The sequence below is a fragment of the Streptomyces smyrnaeus genome (assembly GCF_017676345.1).
Lineage (GTDB): Bacteria > Actinomycetota > Actinomycetes > Streptomycetales > Streptomycetaceae > Streptomyces > Streptomyces smyrnaeus.
Genome location: NZ_JAFFZM010000032.1, coordinates 34746 through 59521 on the forward strand (window position 1 = coordinate 34746; position 24776 = coordinate 59521).

The following is a 24776-nucleotide window of genomic DNA, read 5'->3' on the forward strand; positions in this document are numbered from 1 at the left end:
TCGTTCAGGCGCGTCCGCCTTCGCGGCGCGGCCTGTGCCGCCGGTAGTAGGAGACGGTGACCGCGGCGACCAACGGGCCCCACAGGACAACCGGCTGGTAGAGGATGCCGACCACGAGGTTCCCGGTGTCCGTCATGTTGTCGTGCGGATACGTCCACCACCAGGGAATGTTGGCCCACAGCGCGGTCAGTACCACCGCCCCCAGCGCGGCCGGGACGACAGCTGCCATCGGGCGTACGGCCCGCCCGCCCAGCCACGGTATCCAGCGCGGCACCACCTCGCCCCACGGCCGCACCAGACCGATCGTCAGGAAGGCGACCAACTCGCAGACGACGCTCAGCGTCAGCATCCAGACCTTCGCGTCGAGCGACTGGAAGGGCACGAACCCCTCGTCGGTGTAGCCGGCCGGATATCCGAGCACCAGGGCGATGCGCCACAGGCCGCTCGGCAGGACGACCACCGTGGTCGCGTGCGCTGCCCACACCGCCCAACGGGGCGGCGGTGGCGCGGTGACGGGGGTCTCGGTGGTGACCTGGGTGCTCATGGGTCCCATCATGGTGGGCCCCGCGCCGCACCCCGTCAGCCCGCGAGCCCGACCCGGCTCGTCCCCGGGGATGACGACCGTACCGGTGTGCTCACCCGCGCGATGGACGCACCTCGTCGTCGGCGGCACGACCTGGTTCTGGACGGTCCGCCACCGCCCGTCGTGACGGAGTGGGACGGCTGGAGGCTGTTCGACGCGCTCATGAAGAAGGAGGCCCCGCCTCCTGGCTGAGCCGTCCGGCCGTGGGACGCAGCAGGAGCAGGGCGATGTCGTCGGTGGGCGGGGTGTGCTGGACCGTGGGGGCGGTGAGGGTGGTGGCGAGGTCTTCGAGATCCTGGTCGCCGGCCTCGGCGAGTCTGCGGGCCAGCGCGGCGGTGGACACCCCGATGTCGACCCCGGGGGTCTCGACCAGTCCGTCGGTGTAGAGGGCGAGGACACTTCCGGGTTCGAAGGGGAAAGCGACCGTCGTGTAATCGGTGTCGGCTTCGACACCGAGCAGCAGTCCGGGAGGCAGCTCCAGGGTCTCCGTACGGCCGTCGGGATGGCGCAGCAGGGGCGGCGGATGTCCGGCTGTGGCGAGGTGGACCTCCCGGCGGGGCAGGTCGAGGTGGGCGTACAGGCAGCTGGTGAACAGCCCGGTGTCCAGGTCGATGAGGAGCCGATTGGTCCGGGCGAGGATCTCTCCGGGCGACACACCGGCGGTCGCATGGGTGTGGACGGCGGTTCTCACCTGCCCCATGAGCGCCGCCGCGGTGGTGTTGTGCCCCTGGACGTCGCCGATGGCCGCCGCGGCGCTGGAGCGGCCGCTGCGGATGAGGTCGTAGAAGTCGCCGCCGATGTCCATGCCGCGCCCGGCGGGCAGGTACCGCGCGGCCACCTCCAGCGAGGGGACGCTGGCCAGCCGGTGCGGCAGCAGGCCCGTCTGCAGGCTGTGGGCCAGTTGCCGCTGGGTGTCGTAGAGGCGGGCGCGGTCCAGCGCTTGGGCGATCAGCCCGGCCAAGGAGGTCAGCAGGGCCCGTTCGGGGGGTGTGAAGGGATGGGGCTGGTCGTAGGCGAGTACGAGGGTGCCGATGACACGGCCCGAGGCGTGCAGCGGCAGGAACGCCCAGGCGGCCATTCCGTCCTGGTGGACAGCGGGCGGATGGGCCCGTTCCAGTTCTGCGAAGTTCGGGAAGAAGGCCGGGACGCCGGACGACAGGACGTTTGTCACCAGCGTGTCGGAGGTGAGGGGGACCGCGTCGAAACGGGCCATCAGCTCCGCCGGGTAGCCGCGATGGCCGGCGACGTGCAGGCGGCCCTCCTCGGCGGTCATCAGGGCGAGCGCGCCGGGCCCGAACGCGGGTACGAGCTGGTCGGCCACGAGCTCCACCACATCGGCGACGCCCACCGCCTCGCTGAGGACGGCCGCCAGATGGGTGAGGTGGTAGAGGGCTGCCGCGCTGGCCGGCCGCTCGGCCTTCGGTGGGTGTCGGTCGGCGGACGGGGCGGCGTGCTCGGCAGCGGCGGGTGTGATGTGGACGCTCACCCCGTTCTCCCCGGGGAACAGCCGGAAGTACAGCGATGTGTCGGGGGGCCGTCGGGCGGTGAAGGCGACCGGCTGCCGGGAGATCACGGCAGACCGGTACCGGTCCTCGAAGACCGGGTCGTACAGCCAGGGCAGCGACTCCCAGGGACGGGTCCCCAGCAGCGTCTCCGCGTCCGCTCCCACCAGGTCGGCAGCCGCGGAGTTGAGGAAGACGATCGCCCCGTCCACGTTCAGCGAACAGCACCCGACCGGAAGGCGCTCGGCGAACTCGTAGGCCGCTGCCGCCCGCTCCGGCTCGGGCCGGCCGGGGCCCCGGGACCGCAGCAGCCGCGGCTCGTCCTGGGGCAGCAGCGGACGGCCGTTGTCGGCGGCCTGCCGCAGGACGCGGCTCGCGCGGCGGCAGCTGCCTCCCACCGCGTGGCGTTCGCGGGGCGTCAGCCGCGGCGGATGTTCGGTCGGCCACAGCAGGACGATGCCGCCGCGTGCCGTGCCGCCGACGACGACGGGGGCGGCGGCCAGCCGGAAGTCGTAGGGCAGCACCACACCGACCCTGGGGTACTGGCGGGCCATCTCCTCCTGGCTGGCCAGCCACACGAACCGCTGCCGCCGCATCGCGACCGCCACCGGGACGGGTGCCTCCAGCGGAATACGGGCCCACGGCGCGGCGATACCGAGGGAGACCCCGGACACCACTGCGAGGGAGAGCACCTGTTCCCCTGGAGGCAGCAGGTACAGCAGACCGACCGAAGCGCCGGTGGCCTCCATGGCTCCGGTCAGCACGGCGTCCAGCTGCCCCCAGTCGGACTCGTCCGAGTCGGCGAACCGCTCCGTATCGCTCACGCCGCTCCCAAGGCCGGCCGCAGGTAGGCAGTGGGCGGCCGCAGCGGTGTGCCGCACGCACACGGCCGCCGCTGGCCATGTTCGGGTACGAACCCGCCGAGACGGTGGCGGCACACCGACGGACGGACGGTGACGGCCCTCCACTCGCTGCCCGGCCTGCCGCGCGCCGCACCGCGGGACGCGTTCCCCCTCACGGCAGCCGCTGGGTCGCGTCGCGGCAGTGCGGCCGTGCGGGGCGGCTCCCGGTGCCGTTCGGGCGTCCCACATTTCCGGGCACGCGCACGACGTTACTGCTGTTACCGGAAGTAACTTGCGGGCAATAACGGGCTTGCCGTTTCAGCCGGGACCCAACGAGCACGCGTACTGCTGTTCCACACCCAACTGGGTGTGCCCCACGAACACTTGGAGGATCACATGATCTCCCGGCCGAGACACCGCACCGTGCATACGATCACCCTCGCCGCCTCCGTCCTGCTGGCCGGCGCGGTGACGGCGCCCGCGGCACAGGCCGTCCCCTCGGGCCCGGTCCCGTCGGGCGGGGACGGACAGCCGCGGCACTGCACCCTCGATCTGAGCACCGGTGCCGAGCGCTGCTACGCCAGCTTCACCGAGGCCATCGACCACGCGAGCGACGGACGCATCGACGACGCGCCGGCCTCCGCCCGTGCGGCGGCGCACGACAGCCGGTTCCGCGCACAGGCGCGGTCGCTGGCGGCCGACGCCGACCGACAGGCCGACGGTGTCATCCAGGGCACCTTCTTCGACGACACCGACTTCGGCGGTGACTCGCTGACCATCAGCGGCGAGGCGCTGTGCGAGAAGGACGGCTGGGTCGACTACCAGTACGACCTGCAGGACGCCTGGAAGAACCGCATCTCCTCGGTGCAGCCGTGGGGCAACTGCTGGATCTGGCTCTACCCCGAGCCCGGGCTCGGCGGGGACCGGGACGGCCCGTTCAAGGAGAACACCTCGGACATCGGGGCCTTCATGAACGACCGCACCCAGTCCATCGGCTTCAGCTGACGCCGACGCCACCCCATCCCCCCACACGCCTCCTGTGAGGAGAACTCCATGAACCAACGCGTCAGGTGGTCCGTCCTGGTGGCCGCCCTCGTCACCGCCGGCAGCGCGGCACTCACCCCCGGCGTGGCGCAGGCCGACGACAACCCGCCCACCGTCCGGGAACTGCTGGACAAGTGCGACAACGGCACCGACGTCTGCGTCTTCCACCCCGACGGGCCGCCCCGTGACTCCATGGGCGAAGCGCACCAGGTCGGCGACAGCGCCTACAACTGCACGAAGGACCTGCAGCGCTCCACCGTCGGCTGGTCCGACACCACCGGCGAGACCAACAGCGTGGGAGTGTCACTGAGCGCCGAGTACGGTTTCGCCGAGGTTTTCAAGGTCAGCATCGAGACCAACTACCAGCACACCTGGGAGAGTTCCCACACCGAATCGGCCCAGACGAACATCGACGTCAGGCCGGGCGAGGTCGGCTGGGTGACGCGCGAGGCACAGCTGCAGACCGTCAGCGGGCAGTACGAGATGCACTTCCCCGACCGGTTCCACGGCCACTACATCTGGTACGTGCCCTTCGAGGCCACCGGTCCGAAGCCGGACGCGCCGAGCACCAAGACGCAGCACACCCGGCCGATGACCGAGGCCGAGAAGGCCCAGCACTGCGGCTGACGCGGCGGTGAGCTGCTGCTCCACCCTTGCCGGTCCCGGCCGCCACCCGTGCGGCCGGGACCGGCAAGGCCCCCGAGGGCCGGTCGGCGGTGCGGCGTACCGCAGCACGGGTGGTCTTCCGCGCACGGCTGCCTCGCCGACGGTCGGGAGAGGTATCCGTGCGGTCATGACCGATCCCGAGCACTACGCACTGGCCACGAGCGGCGGCCCGGCACCGTACGGGCTCTCCGAACCGCTGGAGGAGCACCGTCCGACGGTGGTTCACACCGCCTCCCTCCCGGACGGCGACGCGGACGCCACGGCGCCGCCGTCGGCCCCGCACCCGTACGAGACCGTCACCTTGGGGACCGCCGGCTTCGAGCCCGTCACCGCCGTGCGCCGCGAACCGTAGGAGCCGGGGCGAACGCCAGCACCACGTTGTGCCCGCCGAACCCGCAGGAGTTGCTGACGGCCAGCTCGACAGGGCGCTGCCGGGCGGCTCCGTGCACGACGTCGATACCCGAGGTCCCGGCATCGGCCCGGTGGAAGTTGGCGGTCGGCGGCACCGTCTGCCGCCGCACGGCCAAAACGGTGAGGGCCGCCTCCACGGCACCCGCCGCGCCCATCGTGTGGCCGGTCACGCCCTTGGTCGAGGTGACAGCGGGCCCCTCGGGGCCGAAGAGTTCGCTCAGTACGGCCGCCTCGGTGCTGTCGTTGAGCGGGGTACCGGTGCCATGGGCGTTGACGTGGTCCACATCCCCGTACGCGGCACCGGCGCGCGCGAGCGCCTGCTGTGTCGCCTCCCGCAGACAGCGGCCGTCCGGCTGCGGGGCCACCGCGTGGTGCGCGTCGGTCGTCGAGCCGTGACCGGCCAGCACGGCCTGCGGCGAGGCACGCCGCGCTGCCGCGTCCGCGGTCCGCTCCAGGACCAGGAGACCGGCGCCTTCGGCCAGGACGAACCCGTCCCGTGCCGCGTCGAAGGGCCGGGAGGCGCCCGCCGGATCACCGTGGCCCCGGGACAGGGCGCCCGCCCGGGCGAACGCGGTCGCACACATGGGCGTCACCATGGCGTCGCTGCCGCCGGCCACGGCGATGTCGCAGGCGTCGCTCTCCAGCAGCATGGCCGCGGTGACGAGCGCGGTGGCCCCGGACGCGCAGGCAGTTCCGGTCTGCAGCGCCGGTCCGTGCACACCCAGGTCGATGGCGAGCTGTCCGGCGGCCATGTTCGGCAGGAACGCCGGCAGGGTGAGCGGGGAGACCGCGCGGTGCCCGCTGGTGCGGAGCCTGTGGTGCTGTTCCTCGTAAGTGGTGACTCCTCCGGCGGCCGAGCCCAGGACCACCGCGACTCGCGCACCGTCCCAGGTGTCCGGGTCGAGTGCGGCGTCCCGCACCGCTTCCCTGGCCGCCACCAGGGCGAACTGGGTGAACCTGTCGTAGCGCCAAGGCTGCGAACCGCCGACGTGCCCGCGCGGATCGAACCCGTCGACCCGGCAGGAGAAGCCCACCGGCGCGTCGGCCAGCTCGGGGTCCTCGGCGGCGGTGGGCAGGCCGGAGCACACCCGCTGCCAGGTCTCCTCGGTCCCCGCACCCGCCGGTGTCACCAGGCCGACCCCGGTGACCGCCACCGCGCGGTCGGAGCGGGTGGCAGTCACTCCGGTGTCCCCCGCCCGGCAGGCTGCTGAGCTCCGTTCAGCAGCTCGTGCACCAGTGCGACGACGTCTTCCGGTGTGGCCTCGCCGGTGACGGCGTCGTCGGGCGCACTGGTGCCGTAGTGCTCCTGCAGCGTGACCAGGAGTTCGGTGACGGCCAGGGAGTCCAGGCCCAGTTCGGTGAGGGTCACTCCGGGCCGGATCTCGTCGGAGGGGACCTCGAACTTGTCGGTGAGCACGGTGGTCACATAGGCGTGGACGGTGTCCATGGGGTTTCCTCCCGCTGTTGGTGTTCTCGCTGTCGGTGTTCTGCCTGTCGGCGGTCTTGCCGGCGGTGCTCTTCCCGCTGTCGGGACCGGTCCTCATGCCGCCGGGGTCGGCCGTCGGGCGGCGCGTGGTCGGCCGAGACGGCCGCCGGTTGCGGGGAGTCGGCGTGTGGCGGGGCCGCGGGCCAGGTCAGGGCGATCGACCCCCAGGTGAGCCCGCCTCCGAAGGCGGTCAGCAAGGTGGGGGCGCCCGGCCGTACCAGGTCACGGGCCGCGGTGTCGGCCAGCGCCAGGGGAACGGAGGCTGCCGCGGTGTTGCCGACGTCGCGGATGTTGCCGAACCGGTGCCGGGGCGCGATGCCGAGCCGGTCGCCGACCGTGTCCAGGATGCGCTGGTTGGCCTGGTGGCCGATGAACGCGCCGAGCTGGGACGGCTCCCAGCCGGCCCGTTCCAGCGCGGCGCGGGACGACTGCGTCATTCGGCGCACGGCGTGCGCGTACACCTCACGGCCCCGCATCCGCAGATACCGGTGGTCGCGCGGAGGCTCGGTCCCGGTGGCGGGAGCGCTCGAACCGCCGGAGGCGATGGAAATCAGATCGCTGCCCGAGCCGTCCGCGCCGAGGTCGGAGGCGATCACCTCCCCCGGCTCCCCGTGCTCACCGGTACGCAGCAGTACGGCCCCCGCGCCGTCGCCGAAGACGACGGCGGTGTCGCGGTCGTGCGGGTCGACGATGGTGGAGTACGTCTCCGCGCCGACGACCAGCGGACGCCCGCACACCCCGGACCTGACCAGCCCGGTGGCGACGGCCACGGCGTAGACGAACCCCGAGCAGACGGCGGCCAGATCGAAGGCGGGGATCGTGCCCAGACCGAGGCGGTGTGCCACCTGCGGCGCGGTGGCGGGACAGCGCCGGTCCGGTGTGGTGGTGGCCAGGAGCAGCATGTCGGGGCGGGCGGCGGCGGATTCCAGCGCGGCCCGGCCCGCCGCGGCGGCCAGGTCGCCGGTGGCGACTCCGGCGGCGGCCCGACGGCGGCGGGCGATGCCCGTACGCGAGCGGACCCACGCGTCGGTGGTGGCGAGCCCGCCGTCGTGCGCGACGTCCTCGTTGCTCCGCACCTGGGGAGGCAGCGAGGCGCCGATGCCGCACACGACGGTGGCACGCCCGTCGGTCGAGAAGGTCTGGGAGGCCGTCACCGGATCACACCTCGGCGAAGGGTGAGGCAGGCTTGGGGATACCCGCGAGGCCGCCGTCGGGCACCGAGAGTCCGCCGTCCAGCAGCAGGGCCTGACCGGTCAGGAAGGCCGCGGCGGGCGAGGCCAGATACAGCGCCGCCCAGGCTGCTTCCTCCGGTTCGGCCCAGCGGCCCAGCGGCACGTGCGCCATCAGCCAGTCGGACAGCGGAGCGGTCCGCGAGGCGAACGAGGTCATGTCGGTGCGGGTCCACCCGGGGCACAGCGCGTTGACGCGGATGCCCTCACGCGCCCACCCCGCGGCCAGACTGCGGGCGAGGGAGATCTGCGCCGCCTTGGTCGCCGCGTACGCCTCCATCATGGGGGTGCCCACCGCGCCGGCGACCGAGGACATCAGTACGACGCCGGCCCGGTCGGACGCGGCCAGGTACGGGTGGGCGTGCCGGCACAGCGCGGCCGAGGCGTTGAGGTTGACGGTCACCACGGAGTCCCAGTCCTCCTGGGTGGTGTGCTGCAGGGGAGCGAGCCGCGGGGTGCCGTCGGGTTCGCTGGGCAGCATGCCGGCGTTGTGCACGACGACGTCGAGCCCGCCCAGCGCGTCGGCCGCCTCGTCGACCACGGCTCCGGCAGCGGCGGCCTGTGCGAAGTCGCCGGGTACCGGCACGGCTGTCCGTCCCCGGTCGGCGACCTTCGACGCGGTGTCCTTCAGCGCCTCCTCGCTGCGCGCCGACAGCGCCAGATCCGCTCCGGCGTCGGCGAGCACGAGGGCGACGGCGCGTCCGATACCGCGTGACGCGCCGGTCACCAGGGCACGCGCGCCGTCGAGTCGGAAGGCCTCGGCCGTGGTGCGGGGTGTGGTGTTCACCGCGCGCTCCTTTCCTTGGGTTCTGCGGTGGGGGCGGTGCGGATGACGGGGGCACCGCTCCAGGTGAGCAGCGCGCTGCCCCATGTCATGCCGGCTCCGAAGGTGGCGAGGAGGATGCGGTCCCCGCGCCGCAGCGGCCCGTCCACGGCCGCCGCGGCCAGGGCGTAGGGCGTCGAGGCGGCGCCGATGTTGCCCACCTCGTCCGCGACGATCGGCAGCCGGCCGGGCGGTATGCCCAGCGCCGTGCCGACCGAGCGCAGCATCCTGGGATTGGGCTGATGGGTGACGAAGGAGTCGATGTCGTCCAGGCGCAGCCCGTTGCGGACCAGGCTGTCGGAGACGACGACCGGGAACATCTCGACGATGAAGTCCCGCACGGCGCGCCCGTCCATACGGATGGTGTGCCGCCCCTCGGCCAGGGTGCCGACACTCGCCGGTGCCCGGCTGCCCCCGGCGGGGATCAGCACATGGTCGGCCAGGGCTCCGTCGGAGCCGAGTTGGAAGTCGGTGAAGCCCTCTTCGGCGGGGACGGGGCCCAGCACCGAGGCGGCGGCGCCGTCGGCGAACAGTACGGCGGTGGCCCGGTCGGCGGGGTCGAGGAACTTCGAGTACGCCTCGACGCCGACCACGACCGCATGGCGCGGGCCGGCCTGCGCGCCCAGGTAGTCGCGGGCGACGCGGGCCGCGAACAGCCAGCCCGAGCAGGCCGCGCTGACGTCGAGCGCGACCGCGTTGCGTGCCTTGGTGAGGGCCTGGACCCGGCAGGCGGTGGCCGGGCCCAGTTCGTCGGGGGTCGAGGTCGCCAGCACCAGCAGGTCCAGCTGGTCCATGTCGAGCCCGGCAGCCGCCACGGCGGAGCGTACGGCCGCCGCCGCCATGTCGGAGGCGGCCTCGTCCGGGGCGGCCGTATGGCGCTTGTGCACGCCTGTGCGTTCGGCGATCCAGCCGGGACTGACTCCGGTCGCACGTGCGACCTCGTCGTTGGAACGCCATCGGGTGGGCAGATAGGTGCCCATACCGAGTACGCCGACACGGGGTCGCTCCGCACCGTCCGCGGCAGCGGGAGAGGCAGCAGGAGACGAAGTGGGAGAAGGGAAGGTGCCGGTCACGAGCGTCCTCCGTCGGGCCGGGTGAGGGTGGAGTGGAGCGCGGCCGCGTAGTCGGGCGCGGCCAAGGGGGTGGCACAGAGCGTCTCGGGAGGTGCCAGGCGGGCAGCGACCTCGTCCAGGTACGGCGCGAGGCGCGTGCACTGCCGGTCGGCTGCCGCCTCCAGCGAGGCCGCGGTCTCCCGGGAGAGCACGCCCGTCCATTGCAGCGGTCCGGCCAGCCGCAGCGCTTGTGTGACGCCGTAGAGGGCGACCAGCGCCCGCTGGGCCGGATCGTGGCCGCGCGCCGCGCTCACGGCGTCGACCACGGACTGCGCGGCGAGCCTGAGGGTATGGACCTGCCCCAGCTGACGGGTCCGCTCCAGCAGCGGGTTCCACAGCTCCATGCCCTCCAGCCCCTGCTGACGGCCTTCGTCGAGCGCGGTCCGAAGGCCGGCCGTCAGCCGCTGTTCCAGCGTGCCGACCACGGACAGCCACCAGTCGGGGTCGTCGGTGTCGGCCGGCCGGGAAGAGCCGTCGGCAGGGACCTCGTCGGCGGGTGCGGCCTCGTCGGCCAGGGCACGGCCGAGGTCCAGCAGGACGAGCCGGTTGTCGCCCCCGGCCGCGTCGAAGGCCTCCGCGAAGCCCGCGTAGCCGCTGAGCCGGTTGACGGTGAGATGCCCGGCGAGGCCGCAACGGCGGCGGCACTCGGCCGAGATCCGGGCCGCGCCGTCCACCGCAAGTGCTTTGAAGGCGGACAGCCGACGGTCGACCGAGGCCCACGGGGAGAACGCCGTTTCCGCCGCCCGGCCGCCTTGTGACGCTTCGGCGGTGGCGTCCGGGCGGGCGTCCTGCGACCGCTGCCAGATGTCCAGCGCGGCGGTGGCAGCACAGTTGAGGGCGAACGCTTCCGCCGCCGCGCCGAACAGCGCGCGCTGCTGTGTGCTGTAGGCCAGTACAGGCGCTTCCGGAGCGAGCCGACCGTGCGAGCGCCGGTGCTGGGAGTGGCGCAACGCCGCGACGGCGGACGCGCGGGCGGTCGCCGCGGCGGCCGACGGCACCGTCGCCCACAGCAGCCGGCCGACATCCAGCGTGCGCCGCAGCGCACGGTCGGGGTCGTCGCCGAGTGGATCGTGGTAGGCCCCGTCGGCGTCGATCCGTGCCGTACCGCGCAGCCAGCGGTCGTAGGGCAGTCGCGCGCCGTCGAACCTCACCAGCGCGTACTCCAGCGGCAGGGACTCCACGCCCAGGGCGCCGGAGATCTCCACCCCGGGGGAGGTGCGCCGCTCGTCGCACAGGTCGACCAGGAAGGGGTGGACCCCCCGGCAGCTGCCCCCCACCATCAGCCGGGCGCACACCACGGCTGACTGCGGCCTGCCGGGCACGCCGACACCGGAGAACTTGGCCGCGCCCGGGTCCGGGGTGCGCAGGACGAACTGCCCGCGCCCCGGCTCGAATTCGGCGGTGGTACGGATCGCCAGGTGGCTGTTGGCATCGCCGATCTCGGTGACCAGGAAGACCCCTTTGCGGTAGCCGCTCTCCAGGGCGCCCACCACCTGAGCGAGGTCCGCGGAGGCCAGTTGCTGCTCGCTTGCCGAGTCGACGACGGAGCCGAGGCACAGGACGTAGTGGTTGACGACCGTCATGTAGAGCGCGGGATCGGCAAGCGCGGTGCAGGCGCTCAGCGCGGCCATCCACTCGGGGTCCTTCAGCAGTACGCCGGGGGGCGGCGCCACCTTGGCCAGCCGCTCCAGTTCGTGGTGCGTCCGGTGGTTGCGGCTCGTCGCCTCCCCCGGTTCGGGGGGCCGGAGAGGGCCGAGGGCTTCCGCGAGGGTGCGGGCCTGGTCCGTCCGTAAGGGGTCGGCCATCCGCTGGGGCAGGGAAGGCGGGGCGGTAGGGGTGGGTGATCGCTCCGGGGTGCGGGGTGTCGGGGTCACGCGCTCTCTCCCTGGGGCTCGCGGTGGGATGCGGTGCCGGATGTGGCCGCTGTGGCGTCGGCCGGTGCGGGCCGCCGGCCGAGGCGGTGCGGGCGCTCCCAGGGGAAATCCGGGTCGGTGAGCGGGCTGCGGGCCGTGACGCCGTTCCGGTGGGCGAGGACGCGCTCGGCGTTGTGGGTCAGTGCCTGGCCCGTGCCGCACTCCAGCAGCAGCGTGGGGCCCGGGGCCGCGGCCTGGCGGAGGACGTCGGGCAGCCGTGCGGGGCAGGGCAGACAGGCGGCCAGCCCACGGTGCACGTCGTCGTCCCTTCCGTACGGCCCGCCGTGGACGGCGGAGTGGACGGGTGTGTGGCCCGGCCGTGCGGGCAGGGTGCGGATCGCCGCCTCGAACTCCTCGGCCCGGGCGGTCAGTGACGGGTGGTGGGAGGTGAAGGGCAGCCGGAGCCGGACAGCGGCCACCCCGTGCTCCTCCGCGCACCTCTCCACCTGGGAGAGTTCATGGGTGGGGCCGCTGAGGACGGTTTCGTCCAGGTCGTTGACGCAGGCCACGGCCACCCTTGGGCTCGCCGAGGCGTCGATCAGTTTCTCCGCCTCGCCGGCGCCGGCGGCGAGCAGCGTCATACCGCCGGGGCAGCGGCTCAGACAGCGGGAGAGCCTGCAGGCGATACGGGTACCGTCGGCAAGGTCGAACACCCCGGCGGCGGTGAGGGCGGCGATCTCTCCGAAGCTCACCGCGACGATGCGCCGAGGCGCGGCACCGACGGCGCACAGTGCCCGGTGGATCGCCATGGAGGCACCGAACAGCGCCACTTGCGGGGTGCCCACCGGGCCCGCGGCCAGTTTCCTGCCGTTCGGCGGTGTGTCACCCAGCAGGGCGGGGCCGAGAGCGGGGATCCCGTACTCCCCGCTCGCCTCGTCGACCCGCGCGAACACCTCCCGCACGGCGGCACGCACCACGGAATGGGCGCGAGCGGCAGTCACCAGCGGTGAGACGGCGAAATCCCCCTGGCCGGGGAAGAGATGGACGATGTCGGGCGATGGCTGACATGGCGCCGGCGGCGCTGGTCGGTCATGTGCTGGGGGCATGTTCCTTGCCTCTCCTTCCGTGGAAGCGGCCTGTCGGACCTCCCCTCGGCGGGGGAAGGGACCTCTCCCCCGACGGCCCAGCGGCTCCGGTTGCGGGAGGAGGCACTGCTCCGGTCGACACGGGCTTACGGCCGGGGGACGGCCGATACCGGCCGGGAGACGGTCGATACGGCCGGTCGCGGCTGCGGGGGGCGCTCGCCGGGGCGGCGCCGGAACCATACGGAGCAGGTCATGTTTTTGGACTTTTTCCGGCGCGGGCCGACAACTGCCCGCGCCACCGGCGGCTTTCCCCGCCGACCGCCTGTGACCTGCGACGCAGCGGCAGGCCACACCGGCCCGTGCACGGCTGTTGCCGGTCCGGCGGCTGCAACGGGCGCACCGACAACGCCGGGGCCATGGCGCCCCATGTGTACGGTCCGAAAATGCCCCCGGCCCATGTGGGGAAGGTTCCGCCCGGGGTATGTCTCCACCGAAACACAAGCACGGGCGCGGTGATGAAGGATTCCGGTCACCGAGGCGTGAACGCGTTGAAAGTCCCGGGGCCGCACGGCGGCCGGGGCGGACTCCCGGGCACGAGACCGGGCGGAGTGAGTGGGGAGACTCCCATGGCCCGTCGAAGGCCCAATCAGCAACTCGCCGCACTGCTCGCGGAGTCGGGGTGGAGCGCGGGCGAACTGGCCCGCGCGGTCAACGCCCTGGGGACCAAGTACGGCCTCCGGCTGCGCTACGACCGGACGGCTGTCGCCCACTGGCTGGAGGGGTCCCGGCCGCGCTCACCCGTCCCGGGGCTGGTGGCCCAGGTGTTCGGGCGCCGCCTGGGTCGCGCCGTACACACCGCCGAGACCGGGCTGGACAGCGCGGCACCCACCAGGACCCCGACCGACGTGGTGTCGCGAACCGTCGACCCGGTGGCACGTCTGACGACGCTGTGCAGGGCCGACGCGGACCCGGCCCGCAGGCTCGCCCTCAACCGGGAGATGTTCACCTCCGGCGACGTCAGGCTGCCTGCCTGGCCGCCGCCGACCGGGCCGCGGTCCGAGCGGCCGGACCGTACGGCGTGGACCACAGCTGCGCACACCGACGCGCGCCTCGCGGACATGGTCACCGTCTTCGCCGAGCTGGCGGAGAAGTACGGCGGCGCGCACGCCCGTTCCGCGCTCGGTGCCTACGTGGCCGACGACGTCGCCCCCCGGCTGACGGCGTCTCCCGACGGCGGGACGCTCGACCCCACGGTGCTGACCGGCAGCGCCCGACTGATGCATCTGCTGGGCACGATGGCCTCCGACGCCGGGCTGCCGAACCTCGGATACCACTGCTACCGGTCGGCTCTCGATCTGGCATACCGGGCCGACGACCGGAACGTCTACGCGATCACCCTGCGCACCATGGGCGTACTGGCCCTGCGCCTGGACGATCCGACAGGCGCCCGGCAGTGGTCGCGGACAGCCCTGGAGGTGGCGGCCGCCACCGCGACCTCCCACGTGCTGACCTATCTGTACGCGGGGCGCGCACTGGTGCGGGCCACCGACGGGGAGCGAAAAGCGGCGCTGGCGGATCTGCTGGCCGCCGAACGCTCCCACGCCGCCCGGCCCGGCGCCGAGGCGGACACCGGCCCCCTCGCACCCTTCACGCGGTACCCACCGGCGGCGTTCCACTACCAGCGCGGCGAGGTCCTGCTGGCCCTGGGCGACCGCAAGCAGGCCGTCACCGCCTTCCACGACTCGCTGGCCGTGCGCCCGGCGGGCCACCACATCCCGCTCGTCCTCACCCATGCGCGGCTGGCCGAGACCTTGCTGCAGCTGGGCGACATCGAGGCCGCGCTCGACCAGTGCCGGCACAGCTGCCTGCACTACCCGCACACCGCCTCCCGCCGTACGACCACCGCGCTGACCGCCCTTCGCCGTTCGCTGGCCCCCTATCGCCGGCATCCGCAGGCACGGGAGGTCCGCGACCGCATCGTCCAGCTGACGCGGTCGGCCGCCCCCGGTTCCGGAGGTATGGCGTAGGCCGAGCACATGGGCGCACTCTCCCGCAGGCACTCCTCGTCGACGGGCTCCGTGGCCGGTGGGCGGAGTCCGTACCCGGCGAGCCCTAGGGCGAAGGTGTGGAGGCGGCTGGGACCTTCTCCCGATGCCTGTACGGGGTGCGGGCGCGCAGGATGGCGGCCATGTCATCCAGAACGTCACCGTCCCCCAGCACCTCTTCGAAGGAGGCCCCGGCGACCGGACACGCCACCCGCGCGTGGGCTGTCGTGCTGGCCTCCAGCATCGGCCAGTTCCTCGTCGTCCTGGACGTGTCCGTCGTCAACGTGGCGCTGCCCAGCATCCGCGACGGGCTGTCGCTGAGCAGCGGAACCCTGCAATGGGTGGTGAACGCCTACGCGTTGACCTTCGCGGGCTTTCTGCTGCTGGGCGGGCGCGCCGCCGACCTCTTCGGCCGGAAACCCGTCTACCTGGTGGGGCTGGGCCTGTTCACCGCCGCGAGCCTCGCGGGCGGACTCGCGCGCGACCCGGAGATGCTCATCGTCGCGCGCGCCGTCCAGGGGGTCGGCGCGGCGGTCCTCGCGCCCGTCACCCTCTCGCTGCTGACCTCCACCTTCCCCGAGGGGCCCGCCCGGACCCGGGCGATAGCGACCTGGGCCGCTGTGGGCACGGCCGGCGGTGCGGCCGGCGGACTGGTCGGCGGGCTGCTGACGGACCTGCTGTCCTGGCGGTGGGTGCTGCTGATCAATGTGCCCGTGGGGGTGCTCGTCGTCGCCGTGGTCGTGCTCGGGCTCGCTGAGCGGCACGAGAGGACCGCCCGGCGGGGCCTGGATCTGCCGGGAGCGGCGCTGGTGACCCTGGGCGTCGCGGCCCTCGCGTACGGCATCGGCCGCACCGAGTCGCAGTCCTGGGGCACTGCCGAGGTGCTGGTCCCGCTGGTGGGCGGGGTGCTGGCACTGGCGGCCTTCGTCGCGGTGGAGGCGCGTACGGCCGAACCGCTCGTGCCGCTCCGGTTGTTCAGGTTGCGTGCTGTGGCCGCCGGGAACGTCGTGACGTTCGTCGCCATGACCGGTGCCTTCGCGATGTGGTACTTCCTGTCGCTCTACATGCAGAACGTGCTCGGCTACTCCGCCGTCCGCGCGGGCCTCTCCTTCCTGCCGCACACGGCGGGCGTCATCGTGGGGTCCAAGGTGGCGCCCCGGCTGATGAGGCGGTTCGGCACCCGCACGATGGTGGCGGCGGGCGGTGTGGTGACCACCGCCGGGTTCGGCTGGCAGGGGCTCGTACTGGCGGCCGACGGCACCTTTCTCGGCACGATCCTGGGCCCCGGCGTCCTGATGGCCACCGGGATCGGGCTGTTGATGACCCCGCTGACCGACGCGGCGACGACGGGTGCCGCCGCCCGGGAGGCGGGAGTGGTGGCCGGACTGGTCAACACCTCGCGGCAGATCGGCGGCGCGCTCGGCCTCGCCGTTCTGGGCGCCGTCGCCGTCGCAGCGACCGCCGCGGACGGCGCCGAGCCCGGTCCGGGGCAGCTCGCCGACGGCTACGCCGCCGCTTACCTGGCCGCGGCCGCGCTCACAGCCGCTTCGGTGGTGCTCGTCGGTCTGCTGCCGCGCACCGAGAATCCGCCGAAGCAGCGGCCCACGTCGTCCTCCCGGCCCGCCGAGACCACCGGAAGCACCGAGGATGCCATCGCCTAGGCCGACGCTCCCGGCGGAGCGTATCCGCCGGGAGCGCGGGCGGGGCGGAACGGAGGGCCGGCACATGCCGCGGGTTCGCGCGTTGCGACACGTTCCGGAGCGGCCGCACGGTGGTACAGAGGGCGGCATGCCGAACTTCCGCTTCCGAGCCGTGTCCCGTTCAGGTGCCGCCGCCCCCGCCCTTCTCGGCGCGGCGGCCGTGCTGCTGGGCGTCGGCGGCCTGACCGCCTGCAGCACCTCCGACTCCAGCCTGTACGCCGGTGCGGGCGAGGCGTCGTCGACGGCCTCCCCCACCTTCTCCGCGGAGGAGAGCGCCTCCCCCGCAAAGGTGTCGCTGTCCGTACGGCACGGGCTGACGGCCCTGGGCACGGCGGAGCGCGCCGTGTCGCGCGGCACCGCCTACCACCTCCTGCGCGACGACGAGGGCACGCCGGAATGGGAGATCAAGGTCGCGGCGGAGAGCGGTGCCGAATGGGCGGTGACCGTCTCGGACGACGGCACGGAGGTCACGGACAAGCACGAGGACAAGACACCGGACGACAGTGCCGGCAAGTTCGACACCTTCCGGGTACCGATCGCGAAGGCCGTGCAGCGCGCGGCCGACCGGCACCCCGACCAGGAGCTGCACGCGGTCGCGAGCAGCAAGAACGCGAAGGGCGAGGACATGTGGAAGGTGACCCTCACCAGCGGCACCCTCGCCGAGGCGCCCCGGACCCACACTCTGGTCGACACCAGGACCGGCAAGGTCAGCAGGGTGAAGGAGAGGAAGTGAACCCCGCTCGGCGGCTCCAGGCCCGCCTCAGCTCTCCTTGGGGGCGCCGCGCCGGAGGGCAGCGATGGTGGCCGCCAGCGTCGCGGCAACGGCCAGCCCCATGCCGAGGACGGCGCCGCCCAGGCCGAACAGCGGAGGGCTGAACCCCAGGCCGAGCACCACGAGCGCCCCGGCCACCACCAGCAGCCCGTGCCCCACCGTTCCGGTGCCGGTGATCCGGTGGAGCGCGCCCAGGAGGAGCAGCACGACCACCACGGGGACGGCCACGGACAGGCCGGCGGACTGCTCGGTCAGATGTGCGTGGTGCTCGACGGCGTCCAGGGCCACCTCCAGTCCGGCACCGAGGGCGGCCAGCGCGGCGAAGACGATGTAGTGGCTGTATCCCCACACCAGCGCGGTGCGCAAGGAGGTCAGCTCGGCCTCGTTGCCGGCGAAGTAGATCCACCACAGGGCGAAGACGAGCAGCAGCCCGCCGAGGACGATCAGCACCACGGTGGCGGACAGCCCGTGGTCCGTCAGTGCGGACTGGACGGCCGCGAGGCTGGCGAGGATGACCTCGCCCAGCACGATGATGGTGAACAGCCCGTACCGCTCGGCGATATGGCCGGGGTGCCAGGTGGTGCGACGCCCCAGGGACTCCGCCCATGCGGGTACGGCCAGCTCCGCCACCACCAGCACCACGAAGGTGACCGGCGCCCACACACCGGGCGCCCACAGCCGGGCGATCCACCCGACCTGCACCACGGCGATCCCCGCGGCGTACCGCAGCGCGGCGGCACGGCCCCCGGGGTGCTCGGCCGCCGCCCGCAGCCACTGGGCGATCATCGCGAGGCGCATCAGGACGTAACCGACCACGACCACCGAGAAGTCGCCATCCTGGAAGGCGTCCGGCACCCCCGCGGCCAGCACCAGCACCCCGGCCATCTGCAGCAGGGTCAGCAGCCGGTAGGGCACGTCGTCGGTGTCGTAGGCGGAGGCGAACCAGGTGAAATTCATCCAGGCCCACCCGTGAGCCAACGGAGCAACACCGCTCTGACCTGGGGTTCTTTACAGACTCCCCCCGTGTAGCCCGTAGGGCCGACCGGCGGGCAGCGAGGCAGCACCCCAAGCCGAGGGCGGTACGACTTCGGCGAACGGATGACAGATGGAACGGCAAGACCTCCCCGCGCTGCGCGCCCTCGGGTTCAAAGACGATGAACTCAAGAGACTTGGACTCTGGGCACCGGCGATTGGCGACCCGGCCACGCTGGCGGAAATGTACGTCCGGCGGTCCAAGAAGAAAGACACGCTGTCGGCACTGCGGGCGCAGGTGCGTCAGATGTGCGCACAAGCGGACCGCGACGAGACCAAGATCCGGCACGTTTGGTTCGAGCAGAAAAGTGCGTCCAAGGCGTATGTCCGGCGCGAGGAATTCGACAACTCGACAGCGGCAATCGTGGCCGGTCTGTCCAAGACCCTGTACGTGTTCAAGACAAGCCGACTTTCCCGCCGTGGCATGGGTCAGGTCGGCCTATTGCTCGACACATTCGAGGAGAGGCAATCACGAATCTATGTGGTCGCTGAACACTTGGATTCGCGTCACTCCCGAATGATCCTCGCGTTCCTCTCGGAGCAAGCGCGAGACCAAGCAAAGGACATTGCCGAGTTCACCAAGCTTGGCATTGACGCCCACAAGGCCGAGGGACGTTGGCCGGGTGGTGTTACCCCGTACGGGCTCGAATGCCCCAAGGGAACCGGCAAGCTTCGCCACCTGCCCGCCGAGTACCCGACAGCGCGCCGGATTGCTGAGCAACTGCTAAAGGGGATTGTCCCGGCGAAGATCGCAGACAAGCTGAACAGCGAGGGGAAGCGAACCCGCAACGGTGCCATGTGGCGGGCACAGACAATCATTCACCTTGCACGGTCCGTGAGTTGGGCCGGACTCATCCCGAACCGAGAGCGAGCGACGGATGAGAACGGCAACGCAATCGACAAGTATTTCCGGAACTCCGAACCGCTGTGTGATGTGAAGGGCAACCCCATCGAATGCGGGCAGGGTGTCGTCACCTATGACGAGTTCCTGAAGATCAACGCGCTGATTTCCGGCCGCTCTCGCGCTGCATCGGGGTCGGCAATCGGGAACAAGCGGCGGGGCATCCGGCAGCCGGTCACGATTCTTACGGACCTGTTCAAGTGCCCCCACTGCAAAGGCCCGATGGGCAACGGTGGACGCAACTACAACTGCCGCAACCGGGCCAACATGGGGGAGTCGGTGTGCCAGGGTGCGGCGACTATGCGGCAGCGCGCAGACGACGCCATGACGGAAATGTGGGCGGAGCACATCACGGCCCTTTCGCCTGAGTCCTCCACCATTCAGCAGATCGCCCGGCGCTGGCTCCAGTACAAGGACCCGACCAAGGAAGCGAAAAAGCGCAAGGCGTCAGCAGCACTAGAAAGCGCCGTTGGCCGGGAGATGAAACTCCAAAAGGAATTCTTCGTTCTCCAGAAGATGAGCGAAGAGAACTTCGAAACTCTGCGGGAACAGATCGCCGCGCAGATTGCGGAACTCAAAGCGGAGTTGGATGAACTCAGCAAGGAAGCGGACCTTACTCCGCTCATGGACGCCGAAGCGCTTATGGCGATCTGGAACAGCGAGGGAATCGAGGGTCGGCGGGCGCTCATGCAAGCGGCAGTGAAGCGAGTCACAATCACCCCGGCCAAGGGGAAGGGCGACCGGGCACCGATCAAGGAGCGGCTACAGGTCGAGTGGCGAGACGAGAAAGACCCTCGCGCGGTTGCCGCGATTGGCGCGGGCGTGGAGTTCGTAGAGATTTCCCGGCAGCGCCGTAAGGCTGCGGAGGCGACGGCATGAACACCGAGACCCTTTACGCCGAACTGCGCGCGGACGTTGGCCGGTTGTCGGCAGAGCTGGCCAGCATGACGCCGAACGGGCCCCGGCCTTACCGGTCGTGGCTCTACCTCTCGACAGCGGAGAGGGCCGCCGATGTGTACGTGTCGGCAGAGCGGAACCGTATTGCTGCGGAGCTGCGAAAGGCCAAGGACCGGCTAGCGGAGTTTGAGCGGGTGTCGGCCCTGGTGCCAACGTCCACGCTCCAAGTGTGGGCACGGGTGCGCTACGCCGCCTAGGGCGCACTGAGAGCCTTTGAGAGCCCCGGTGTGGGATTTCCCCGCCGGGGCTTTCTCATGCCCGTAGACGGCCGTCTGAGCGCCTTTCAGTCCCTCGCTGGCCCCGGATGCCGGTCCGACCCTCGCAGGCCGTCAGAGAGCCATACAGAGAGCTGTAATCAAAGTATTACTCTGCGTAGTTAAAGCGGTCGGCTGACTCGGATATGACGGGTTTTCAGGAACCCCATAACGGAGCGATAACAACCCTGTCGGCAATGACCGTTCCGCCGCCTATGCGGTTTACCAACTCCCTCTCTGTAACCCGAGGGCAGCGAGCAGGGCCGCGAACCAAATCAGCTAGGACCGTGGCTAGCTCGCTGTTCTTTACAGGCTCGCTCTCTTAGGAGTGAAGGCACCCGCCGAGGGTGCCTTTTATTTGGCCCAATTTAAGACGCGTCTTATGAGAGGCAGTCATGACCGACAAGTGCGCGTGCGGAAACCCGCTCCCGCCCTACTGCGGAACTGGCGAACGCCCTAAGTGGTGCTCTCGCCGTTGCCGGAACCGCGCCTACTACCAGCGCAAGACATACGGCACGACCCGCTAACCACCCCTAAACGTCAAGGGGTGGTACCCGCCCCGAGGAGAACCCGAAATGACCGAAGCAGAAAAGCAGCGCGCCCGAGTAGACGCACTCATTGTGTGGGTCGAGGAACGGCTAGAAGAACTCAACTTCTACGGCCCCGGCTCGGTGCCTCTCGATCAACTCATTTTCCCCGACCCCCACCGAACGGCCGACGCACCCGAAAGCAACGCACGCCGTAGCCGCACCGAGCGCAACAGCGCCGCCGCCCTAGCATTCCTGGAGAACGACAAGTGACCACCTTTGATGACGCCTACTGGACCCGCCAGCGCGAACTACTCAGCATTGACCCCGAGGTTCGGCACGTGAGCTTTGCTCGATTCGTGGCCGACCAGTGCGCACACGAATTGCGGCACGTCCAGCACGTTGGTTGGTACCGCTGGAATGGCCACGTCTGGGAGGCGACCGGCGACGACGGCGCGGCAATGCAGGCAGTCACCGACGCCGCCCGTGTTCTCATGCGGCGCGGTGCCGAGAATTCCGGCGACATGGGTTGGTGCTCTGCTGCGTCTAGCAAGATGCTCGTAAACCACCAGCGGCGCGCGATGGTCTCCGAAATGGCCGTCCTCCCACAGTTCCGCGCGAGCGTTGACGAACTCGACGCACAGCGGCACCTGTTGACGTTCCGAAACGGCACCGTGGATCTCCGCACCGGGGAACTCCACGCACACGATCCGGCCGACATGCTGACTCAGTGCGCCAATGTCGATTACGTGCACGATGCCGAATGCCCGCGCTGGCTGCGATTCGTGGAAGAAGTCTTCCCCGGCGACTCGGATATGCAGCGGTATTACCAAACCTTCCTAGGGATGGCGATTACCGGTGAGGTCCGCGAGCACGCGCTAGGCGTTTGGTACGGCGAGCACGGCCGGAACGGCAAGGGCACCACCATTCGCACCATGCAAAAGGTGTTCGGGCATGACGTAGTGCACGAGGTCCCATTCACCATCTTTGAGAACGTGCGCGGGCAGGCTGTCCACACCGAGCAAATTGCAGCGCTGCGAGGAAAGCGGCTCGTTGTCGCGCAGGAAGGTAACCAGGGTGTGCCGATGAATACGGCGCTACTCAAGAACCTTTCCGGCGGAGATCGAATCAGCACCCGTCACCTTCACGGAAAGGTGTTCTCTTTCGACCCCACCTTTACCATCGTGCTCGCTACCAACTACCTACCGGAATTCGGTTCCGGCGGTGCTGCGCTGTGGGCCCGTACTAAGGCAATGCTGTTCGGCGTCTCGTTTGCCGACCGGCGCGACCCGGACCTAGAGCCGACCATTCAGGGACCGGAGCGAGAGGGCGTGGCCGCATGGGTGGTACGCGGCGCGCAGCGCTACTACAGCGAGGGGCTAAGCGACCCGCTAAGCGTCATTGCGGCGACTGATCACCACAAGGAGGAGGTAGACCCGCTGCGGCCCCTTGTGGAGGAGGTTTTCGCCTATGACGACGACAGCGAGGTAAAGCGGTCCGACTTCAATCGGGAGTTGAAGGAGTGGCGAGACGACAACGGCGATAAGTCGGCCAAGTTCTCCCCGAGCAACGTCAAGAATCACCTAAAGACGAACGGGGTTACCGAGGTCCAGCGCAAGGGCAAGGGTTGGATGTACCGAGGTATCTACCTGCTGTCCGACCCGCCCGCGCACATCGCTACTCCCGAGGCGTTTGGACCGGGGATTCTCGACCAGACGCACGGCTGACAGCGGATAAGGACGCTTTAGCGAGAGGGGGTAACAGAAAAGTTGTTACCTGTACCTAGCTCCTATATACGTATGGGAAGAAGGTACAGGTAACAAGAAACCTGTTACCCACCCTCACGCTTTCGCGGCATTCCCGCTGTCGGGCCAGGGGATTGCAACGGGTCGGTAACAGAACCCCTCAGCCGGCCTGGATATCCGCCCTTTCTGTCATTCGGCCTTTACAAACTCACTCTCTGGGGAGTGGCGGTGGTGCTCTGCATCGTTGCTTCGGGAATCGGGTTCTCCTCTCAGTCGGCGTGCGGCCGGTCGTCCTCTCCTTCGGCCGGTCCACCCGCTGGCACCCCTTGACGTTTAGGGGTGGTGGTCCCCGTTCCCTCTTGCGGATGCAGCCGCAATCCCCCTAATTCTTCGGTGAGTTGAAGTTACGCGCGCATAGTCGGCGTACTCCTCATCGGTGGGCCCCCTTGCCCGCTGTGGTCTCTGCATAGACCCGGCGAGTGAGGGGGCCTTTTTCGTACCCGAAAGGAACCCCATGACCGGCTGGAGTTGGGCCGAGATTCAGGGCGGAAGTTCTACGAACTACGACCGAGAAAAGGCCGACCGTCGATCCCGTGCGCTGGCCCCTCGGTCGAATGTAAACGGCCATCACGACCACTACGCGGAAAAGGCGGCAGCGCGTGAGGCTGAGCTACGCGACGCCAATCAACAGGAATACAGCGAGCAGTGGGACGAGAGAAAGCGCGATATCGAGGAAAAGCTTCGCCCGTTCCTCGCTGATGACCCGCAGCCCCATGACCCTGGTGACCTGCCTGGTGATGAGCCAAGCGAATGGTTTCAGGCGTCGCAGGAGTTCGAAGCCTGGTGGGAGAGGCGGCAGAAGTACCTAGACAAACTGGATGGCGAAGAGATCGCCGCCCTCGTTTCCCGCCGTTACTGAACACCCCCCGAGAGGAACCCCGAAATGGAACTTGCAAATCAGGACCTACGCATTGCGCTGTCCTATCAGGACGCCGCCAAGAAGCGAATCACCGAGCTAGAGCGCGTTGTTCAGCGTGCAAAGCGTCCCGAGGACATTTGGACCGCCGAGGCGCAGCTACAGGCGGCCGACTCGTGGCACTGCGACCTAGCCCCGAATGTGGCCGCCGAGCGGTGGGCAAAGGTGCAGGAACTAAGCGACGCTTGCGACAACCTAGAGGCTCGCTGGAATGACCTAGAGCTAGAGGCCGAGGACATTCGACGGAATGCCGCAAAGGCTCACGCTGACGCGCTACGAAAGGGTGTCAAGGCTCCGTCTACGGCCGCCCAGGTAATGGAGGCTGACGCACAGCTAGAGGGTTGCTCGCTGGCGCTGCGAGAGACCGTGGCGGACCTGTACCGGGCGCGTGCCTCCTATGAGTCGCTGCTAAAGGATCGTGCGTTCCTCGGTAAGTACCGTAAGGCCGTAATCGCTGAGTTCAACGCACAGCGGAAGCGGGCAGCCGAGGCATTCAACGCTGCGGCCGGTGCAATCAACGAGACTCGCCGTCGATTTGGCGTTCTCCACTCGCTGACCATGGGTGGCCTACTTGATATCCCCGAGGACGCGCAGGGCTATCTAGGGTTCAGTGGAAAGGGTTGGCTACAGGCAGACCTTTCCTCTGCTATCTCCCTCATTTCTCGGCAGGTTGGCGAGACGGACCCGTTCCTCTCTGGGGAGTTCCTGACAGCGCCTATGGAGGACGTTAACGCCACGGCGATTGAGACGGCCGAGCGGGTAAAGGCCGAGATTGACCAGCACCGGCAGAATCATTACTCCAAGGACGGGATTCTTAGCACCCGGATGATCTGACGATTTGCGGGGTCGGCCCGGCATTCGCCACCGGCCCCGCTGTTGTCGAGAAAGGGCGTAGCCGTATGGCATGGGAGACAAGCAACCGGCGCGAACGGCTACCCGCCAATTGGGCCAAGCTGCGACAGCGCGTCATTCGACGGGCAGGGGGTGTGTGTCAGGGGGCCCTAGAGGATTCCGGCCAGCGGTGCGAGGCAACCGGCACGGACGTTGACCACATCACCCCTGGCGATAACCACGACCTAGACAATCTGCAATTGCTGTGCCGGTGGCACCACACGCGCAAGACACAGGCCGAGTCGGCAGCAGCGAAAGCAACCAAGAGGGCGGCAATCAAAAGGCCGCACCCATCGGGCCGCAATGAGCCAATGCCTGATCCTTGGTGACAATCGGCGCG

At 70.1% G+C, this 24776-nt stretch carries 23 protein-coding genes; 13 read left to right on the forward strand and 10 right to left on the reverse strand.

All coding sequences use genetic code 11. From position 1 onward, the window contains the following. Positions 1-4: 4 nt before the first annotated feature. Entirely contained in the window at positions 5-544 is a 540-nt protein-coding gene (locus JW613_RS32780) for a hypothetical protein (RefSeq protein WP_245226686.1), read from the reverse strand. A gap of 199 nt (positions 545-743) precedes the next feature. Further along, positions 744-2909 (reverse strand): SpoIIE family protein phosphatase, encoded by a 2166-nt coding sequence (locus JW613_RS32785; RefSeq protein WP_307866132.1) that lies wholly within the window; start codon positions 2907-2909, stop codon positions 744-746. Between the two features lie 414 nt (positions 2910-3323). Between JW613_RS32785 and JW613_RS32790 the strand changes: the two genes are divergently transcribed. The 3 genes from JW613_RS32790 (at position 3324) to JW613_RS32800 (ending at position 4989) form a co-directional block, all read left to right on the forward strand. Continuing rightward, positions 3324-3932, forward strand: a complete 609-nt coding sequence (locus JW613_RS32790) for a hypothetical protein (protein WP_209214501.1) — start codon at positions 3324-3326, stop codon at positions 3930-3932. Positions 3933-3980: 48 nt separating this feature from the next. Beyond that, positions 3981-4598, forward strand: a complete 618-nt coding sequence (locus JW613_RS32795; RefSeq protein ID WP_209214502.1) for a hypothetical protein — start codon at positions 3981-3983, stop codon at positions 4596-4598. A 166-nt stretch (positions 4599-4764) separates the two neighbouring features. After that, positions 4765-4989 carry a hypothetical protein gene (locus tag JW613_RS32800; RefSeq protein ID WP_209214503.1) on the forward strand — a complete coding sequence of 75 codons (225 nt, stop codon included), beginning with the start codon at positions 4765-4767 and terminating at the stop codon, positions 4987-4989. On the opposite strand, the gene JW613_RS32805 is transcribed toward JW613_RS32800, so the two are convergent. Genes JW613_RS32805 through JW613_RS32835 form a run of 7 tightly spaced genes read right to left on the reverse strand, consistent with a single transcriptional unit; the run spans position 4964 to position 12657 of the window. Further along, positions 4964-6229 carry a beta-ketoacyl-[acyl-carrier-protein] synthase family protein gene (locus tag JW613_RS32805; RefSeq protein ID WP_209214504.1) on the reverse strand — a complete coding sequence of 422 codons (1266 nt, stop codon included), beginning with the start codon at positions 6227-6229 and terminating at the stop codon, positions 4964-4966. The two genes, JW613_RS32800 and JW613_RS32805, sit on opposite strands and share 26 nt — an antisense overlap. Beyond that, positions 6226-6495 (reverse strand): acyl carrier protein, encoded by a 270-nt coding sequence (locus JW613_RS32810; protein ID WP_209214505.1) that lies wholly within the window; start codon positions 6493-6495, stop codon positions 6226-6228. The genes JW613_RS32805 and JW613_RS32810 overlap by 4 nt, the downstream gene beginning before the upstream one ends. Next, on the reverse strand, positions 6471-7688 hold the full coding sequence (locus tag JW613_RS32815) for a beta-ketoacyl-ACP synthase 3 (protein WP_209214506.1): 1218 nt from the start codon (positions 7686-7688) through the stop codon (positions 6471-6473). The genes JW613_RS32810 and JW613_RS32815 overlap by 25 nt, the downstream gene beginning before the upstream one ends. A gap of 4 nt (positions 7689-7692) precedes the next feature. After that, the gene (locus JW613_RS32820; RefSeq protein WP_209214507.1) at positions 7693-8550 is read right to left on the reverse strand and encodes an SDR family NAD(P)-dependent oxidoreductase; all 858 of its coding nucleotides are present in this window, start codon (positions 8548-8550) and stop codon (positions 7693-7695) included. Continuing rightward, positions 8547-9659 carry a 3-oxoacyl-ACP synthase III family protein gene (locus JW613_RS32825; protein WP_209214508.1) on the reverse strand — a complete coding sequence of 371 codons (1113 nt, stop codon included), beginning with the start codon at positions 9657-9659 and terminating at the stop codon, positions 8547-8549. Before JW613_RS32825 ends, JW613_RS32820 begins: the two co-directional genes overlap by 4 nt. Beyond that, positions 9656-11572, reverse strand: a complete 1917-nt coding sequence (locus tag JW613_RS32830; protein ID WP_307866133.1) for an acyl-CoA dehydrogenase family protein — start codon at positions 11570-11572, stop codon at positions 9656-9658. The genes JW613_RS32825 and JW613_RS32830 overlap by 4 nt, the downstream gene beginning before the upstream one ends. Then, the gene (locus tag JW613_RS32835) at positions 11569-12657 is read right to left on the reverse strand and encodes an acyltransferase domain-containing protein (RefSeq protein ID WP_209214509.1); all 1089 of its coding nucleotides are present in this window, start codon (positions 12655-12657) and stop codon (positions 11569-11571) included. Before JW613_RS32835 ends, JW613_RS32830 begins: the two co-directional genes overlap by 4 nt. A 605-nt stretch (positions 12658-13262) precedes the next feature. On the opposite strand from JW613_RS32835, the gene JW613_RS32840 reads away from it, so the two are divergent. The 3 genes from JW613_RS32840 to JW613_RS32850 all read left to right on the forward strand — a co-directional run bounded on the left by JW613_RS32840 (position 13263) and on the right by JW613_RS32850 (position 17114). Beyond that, positions 13263-14663, forward strand: a complete 1401-nt coding sequence (locus tag JW613_RS32840) for a tetratricopeptide repeat protein (RefSeq protein WP_209214510.1) — start codon at positions 13263-13265, stop codon at positions 14661-14663. 152 nt (positions 14664-14815) lie between these two features. Then, entirely contained in the window at positions 14816-16342 is a 1527-nt protein-coding gene (locus tag JW613_RS32845) for an MFS transporter (protein ID WP_209214511.1), read from the forward strand. 127 nt (positions 16343-16469) lie between these two features. Next, positions 16470-17114, forward strand: coding sequence for a hypothetical protein (locus JW613_RS32850; RefSeq protein ID WP_209214512.1), 645 nt, complete (start codon positions 16470-16472; stop codon positions 17112-17114). Between the two features lie 27 nt (positions 17115-17141). Here the strand turns inward: JW613_RS32850 and JW613_RS32855 are convergent, their stop codons facing one another. After that, positions 17142-18131 (reverse strand): low temperature requirement protein A, encoded by a 990-nt coding sequence (locus JW613_RS32855; RefSeq protein ID WP_209214513.1) that lies wholly within the window; start codon positions 18129-18131, stop codon positions 17142-17144. 127 nt (positions 18132-18258) lie between these two features. Between JW613_RS32855 and JW613_RS32860 the strand changes: the two genes are divergently transcribed. The 7 genes from JW613_RS32860 (at position 18259) to JW613_RS32890 (ending at position 24765) form a co-directional block, all read left to right on the forward strand. Further along, on the forward strand, positions 18259-19965 hold the full coding sequence (locus tag JW613_RS32860; protein ID WP_209214514.1) for a recombinase family protein: 1707 nt from the start codon (positions 18259-18261) through the stop codon (positions 19963-19965). Further along, positions 19962-20240, forward strand: coding sequence for a hypothetical protein (locus JW613_RS32865; RefSeq protein WP_209214515.1), 279 nt, complete (start codon positions 19962-19964; stop codon positions 20238-20240). Before JW613_RS32860 ends, JW613_RS32865 begins: the two co-directional genes overlap by 4 nt. Before the next feature lie 632 nt (positions 20241-20872). Next, positions 20873-21097 carry a hypothetical protein gene (locus tag JW613_RS32870; RefSeq protein ID WP_209214516.1) on the forward strand — a complete coding sequence of 75 codons (225 nt, stop codon included), beginning with the start codon at positions 20873-20875 and terminating at the stop codon, positions 21095-21097. Next, complete coding sequence (locus tag JW613_RS32875; RefSeq protein WP_209214517.1) at positions 21094-22551, forward strand: DNA primase family protein; 1458 nt, start codon at positions 21094-21096, stop codon at positions 22549-22551. The genes JW613_RS32870 and JW613_RS32875 overlap by 4 nt, the downstream gene beginning before the upstream one ends. 532 nt (positions 22552-23083) lie before the next feature. Then, the gene (locus JW613_RS32880) at positions 23084-23488 is read left to right on the forward strand and encodes a hypothetical protein (protein WP_209214518.1); all 405 of its coding nucleotides are present in this window, start codon (positions 23084-23086) and stop codon (positions 23486-23488) included. 24 nt (positions 23489-23512) lie between these two features. After that, the gene (locus JW613_RS32885) at positions 23513-24379 is read left to right on the forward strand and encodes a hypothetical protein (protein WP_209214519.1); all 867 of its coding nucleotides are present in this window, start codon (positions 23513-23515) and stop codon (positions 24377-24379) included. Positions 24380-24444: 65 nt separating this feature from the next. Further along, on the forward strand, positions 24445-24765 hold the full coding sequence (locus JW613_RS32890) for an HNH endonuclease (protein ID WP_209214520.1): 321 nt from the start codon (positions 24445-24447) through the stop codon (positions 24763-24765). The last annotated feature ends 11 nt before the right edge of the window (positions 24766-24776 follow it).